The sequence below is a fragment of the Ligilactobacillus equi DSM 15833 = JCM 10991 genome (assembly GCF_001435735.1).
In the GTDB taxonomy this organism is placed as follows: domain Bacteria; phylum Bacillota; class Bacilli; order Lactobacillales; family Lactobacillaceae; genus Ligilactobacillus; species Ligilactobacillus equi.
In genome coordinates this window covers 1-4697 of the sequence record NZ_AZFH01000175.1, presented here as the reverse complement: position 1 = coordinate 4697, position 4697 = coordinate 1, and the positions used below count along the sequence as shown (strand labels likewise).

General features: G+C 39.5%; 4 protein-coding genes. 1 reads left to right on the top strand and 3 read right to left on the bottom strand.

Going from position 1 to position 4697, the window contains the following annotated elements:
* From FC36_RS09265 to FC36_RS09255, 3 genes are all read right to left on the bottom strand, one after another.
* A partial coding sequence (locus tag FC36_RS09265; protein ID WP_162257669.1) for a Rib/alpha-like domain-containing protein occupies positions 1-1508 on the bottom strand: 1508 nt, incomplete at its 3' end.
* 267 nt (positions 1509-1775) lie between these two features.
* Positions 1776-3584: a collagen-binding domain-containing protein gene (locus FC36_RS12615; protein ID WP_056986868.1), complete on the bottom strand. Its 1809-nt coding sequence runs from the start codon at positions 3582-3584 to the stop codon at positions 1776-1778.
* A 381-nt stretch (positions 3585-3965) separates the two neighbouring features.
* Entirely contained in the window at positions 3966-4331 is a 366-nt protein-coding gene (locus FC36_RS09255; protein ID WP_025021571.1) for a hypothetical protein, read from the bottom strand.
* 143 nt (positions 4332-4474) lie between these two features.
* Between FC36_RS09255 and FC36_RS09250 the strand changes: the two genes are divergently transcribed.
* Positions 4475-4697, top strand: a 223-nt coding sequence (locus FC36_RS09250) for a hypothetical protein (RefSeq protein ID WP_156409575.1), incomplete at its 3' end; no start/stop codon positions are given.

Sequence of the window (4697 nt, the reverse complement as noted above, 5' to 3'; positions counted from 1 at the left end):
CCATCTTCGGCCTTTGGTTCGTCATTTACATTGACGTTGATATCTTGACCTTTAGGTTTAGCTACAACATTCACTTTAACATTCACTAAGTCAGATGTATTATCTGCATAAGTTACTCGCACAACCCCTGGTTTTGATTTACCAACTGTTGATGTATCCGGCAAACTTTCCCAACTGTAACTTACTACATCGCTTAAATCAGAAGTATTAGCAATCGCTTCTTCTGCATGTTTTGAAGTTAGAGTTGTTCCTTTATCAACCGTAATTTCTGTCCCATAAGGTGCATTTCGTTGAACATCAGGTCTAGGATCCGCAACAACGGATACAGCTTTTGTACTTTCTGTATCTACTGGTAAACCTGGCAATACAAAAAGAAGGTCTACTTTATACACATCGCCTGCTTTAATATCTGGTACATCAAAACTAAAACTCCCGTTGTAGTCGTATGGACGCTTTTCCAATACTTGATACGTATCACCAACTTTTTTAGTTAATTGAATGTAAGTATCCCCTGCATTCCCTGTGGTTCTAGGAAGTGTCGGACCGACCCCCGTAATTTTTTTATCTGTGTCGTAAATGTCATCAATAATCGCTTCGAAACCCTTAGACCATACTACATTTAAACTTGCAGAAACTGTTTCGAAAGAATTATCTAGATATGTTACCTTAATATCAAAGGTGTATGTGCCTAAGGTTGAGTTATCACTAGGATCTCTATAAGTAATATCTTCAAAATTATATGCCACACCACCTTTTGTTGGCTTAGAAGCAAAGTCGATATCTTTATAAGGAAGGCGGTTTGCATTTGCAATATAGTTACTTGCAGCCGGCGCCTTAAACATTTTAGCTAGTTCAATATCTTGCACGTGTGGCTCGTACTTTTCTGCCATTGTTTGCGCAGTACTTGTCGTCGCCATCGTAATAAATGGACTGGCTGAATTCCCAATAGCGGCAAAAGTTTGTTGTACTTCTTCAGCATTAAGTTTCCCAGAAGTGTAAGCTTCCATAAGCGCTCTGGCTTGTTCATCGGAGGCAAGCCCTTGCTTTTTCATCTCAGCTACCACATCGGACATTGTAGTATTGCCTTCTGCCGTAGTCGGTGTAGCTTCTTGAGTATCAACTTGCTTCAAAGATTCCGCTGTTGTAACTGGTGCGGTAAGTGAGGTACTTTCTTCACTTGATGTCGACTGATCCTGTACTGTAGAAGTAGGTGCTATCGTTGCTACTTCGCTAGCATTAGTTTCTTGCGGTGGTAATTGCTCCTTGCTATCTGTCGTTTCTTGTACCGTATTCACTGAAACATCGGTACTTGAAACTGCTGGTGTAACTTCACTAGTTGAAATTTGATCCGCCTTAACTTGATTTCCACTAAGTACAGCCGCAGATAGGCCAAAACCTATCCCAACTAATACTGAAGCAACCCCTACATTAAGCTTCTTAATCGTGTAATGAAACTTATTACGATTCATTTTTTGGTCGTAAAGTCTCGTATTATTTTTAGAAACCATAATTTTTCTCCCTAATATTTTAGATTTTTTAACAAAAATTAATTTAGTATTTAATCTCCACCTTAATAATAACCGAACTTTAATGTCCATTCAATCTCTAAAAATCATCTACAACTATGTATATACTAATCATAAAAACGATTTATAATAAGTTATTCGGATTTTAAAAATAAATTTACCCCCCTCCCAAAAATTTGTATATTCATATTAAAAAAATCAACTACCCCCGTTAATGAGAAGGATAGTTGATTACCGTACACCTAAACCTTATTCTTTATACTTCTTCTTTCTTGTAAACATCCCCCAAAATCCTCCCAATGAAACCAACAACATCCCTAAAAGATAAGTCCACTTAACTTCACCTAACTGTGGCAATTCTTTCGCTGCCACTCCCTTTTTCTGCGACAAGTTTGGAACAAAATAAGCTTCTTCGTTATCATCATTTATATCACTTTGCTCAAGTTCATCTTTATTTGTTATTTCAACTACATGATAATCAGTAAAGGTTAGGGGCGTGTCGCCCGAATCTGTTGGAGTTTCCTCCTCGGATGGAGCTGATGGCGTGTCGCCCGAATCTGTTGGAGTTTCCTCCTCGGATGGTACTGATGGCGTGTCGCCCGGATCTGTTGGAATTTCCTCCTCGGACGGTACAGATGGTGTATCACCCGGATTTGTTGGAGTTTCCTCCTCGGATGGCACTGATGGTGTATCACCCGGATTTGTTGGAGTTTCCTCCTCGGATGGAGCTGATGGCGTGTCGCCCGGATTTGTTGGAGTTTCCCCCTCAGACGGTACAGATGGCGTGTCGCCCGGATCTGTTGGGGTTTCCTCCTCGGATGGCACTGATGGCGTGTCGCCTGGATCTGTTGGAGTTTCCTCCTCGGACGGTACCGATGGTGTATCACCCGGATTTGTTGGAGTTTCCTCCTCCGGAATTTCTGCTTTCTCCGGATTCAAGTCCCAGCGATGGGTCTCCCCACCCAAAACATTTACCGTATCAGCAATTAGATTCCCATCTAAATTTACATAAGCATTAATCGTTCCTTGAGGCAACAAGATACTTCCTAAGAACCTACCACAATTGAAATTTAACGTTGCGTTGGCCGTTCCAAAATTCCAGAGCAATACATTTCGATTTTGGTGACTTTCACCGTTATTAATACAATTAGAACTTCCTTGATACAATAACTTAATCTCAGACCTAATTTCGTAAGTCTTATCAGCTTGTAGGCCCGTTACATTGATAATTGTTGTTTGATTCGGCCGAAGATTTTTAATTGTCAGTGGTCGATCACGCATCACCTCATCAATACTTACATTAAAATAAATCGTTTCATCCTGAACTTGTTCCAAATCCAAATAGCGATTATTTTCATCGGTAAAATCTTGCTTTACACCCACCGTATTACTTTGAGCTTGAGAATCACGGGAAAGTTCCTCGAGCCGAGTAAAGATTTCTTCAAAATTCAACCATTCTTGGCCCGCACTTTCCTGATAGACTTGATTGCCAATGTGGTCGAGTTTGACACCATTTAACCAAACTTGACCACTTTCATCTTTAGAAAACTCAACGCCATCCCCTAAAATTACTGTTCCACCATTCCGAAAACTAGCACTAGATGTTAAGCTAGAAATTTTTTGAATATAGTAATAATCGTTAGTAGTTACATTCGGTGAATCTCCTCGAGTACCAAAATCTACTTTAGCTTCTAAATCTTTAGTAGCGATATTACCATTAGTATCGGCTGTTAGCGTGGTTTGATTTGAGAAAATATGAAAGGCACCTGCCTCTTGCAAAATATTTTGCTGCGTTTTTTCAGTGAGGTCTTGTTTCGCTGCATCAATTTCTGTTGGTGTAACCTCTTTATTTCCAGAAACTCGTTCCTCCGTGTTGAAGGTCTGAGTATCACTAACAACTTGACTCTTAACCTCCTCTTCACATTGTTCTGAAGGAATATTGAAAGAAAATTCATCTGCACGTGCTACGGTGCAAAAGCTCAAAACCAAAGCCCCACTTGCCAAACCACGCGCCCAGCGACCATGTTTTTTACACCATTCACAACATCTTTTTTCCATAATAATCAACCTTTCTTTAAAAATCCTATTGACTAACTACATTTTTATTTAAACTAAGAAAGGTTAATTATTTAGTTTTTTTACTTTGAAAGCCCTTTAAATTACTCTTGTTTTTCTCTAAAAAGAAAACGCCCCGAATTTGGGACGTTTTCTGCAGTAATTACTCGTCGTGTTTCTCAGTCTTCCGTCGACTTAAAATACCTGCCGTTCCGACCATAAGTATCCCTAATAAAGTCTGACTAATTTTATTGTCACCCATTCGAGGTAATATCTTAGCTGCTGACTGACTTGGCTTATGGCTTACCATTTGACTAGCTGACGCGCTAGTTGATATTGATTGTGTTTCGCTTCTTGATAGACTTTCGGAATAGCTATGTGATTCTAAGCCACTTTCAGATTTTGGCCTACACTCATTGACGCCGACGCACTGGCACTTTGGCTCACACTTGCTGATGTAGACCTACTTTGACTACTTGTATCCACATTTTTACTATAAACATACTGTACATCCTGTCCGCTTTCAATATATGGATTGATTAGAGCCACATATGAACTGTTTAAATTACCTTGGTAAGTATTATTTACGTGAATAGTCGGATAACTATTAATACTACCTAAATTATCATGAATGTATGATACAGTTACCATCCCAGTATATGGCAACACTCTTCCGTCCGGATAAGTCACATTTCCAACATACGGTTTACCATTAATATAGAACCGATATCCGCATCGTTCCTTTATCATCCACCTATTCGTAATTCAAGACTACAGATCCAAGTACTTGTATTCTAGAAAACTCAGTAAGCATCCTATAACACCCCAGTATTAACTATCGGGCAATCTCTCTGTATACTGGAAGAAAATCAGTACTACGGAGGGATTTTTTAATGGAAAAGATAACAGAAATTGTACCAGTCAACTTTAAGTCACCGGAGGTGGATCAAGCAAAAGCTCCGCTTTCCGGTAAGGGACGTCCGCAGCGAAAACCAAAGTACAGTAGAAAAAAGATAATAGCAGATATCCAAACAACATCCTTCAAAATATCAGTGGGGGATAAATATCGCGGTGCGATAATATGTGATGGATGGACTGGATATAGCTCTAACGTCT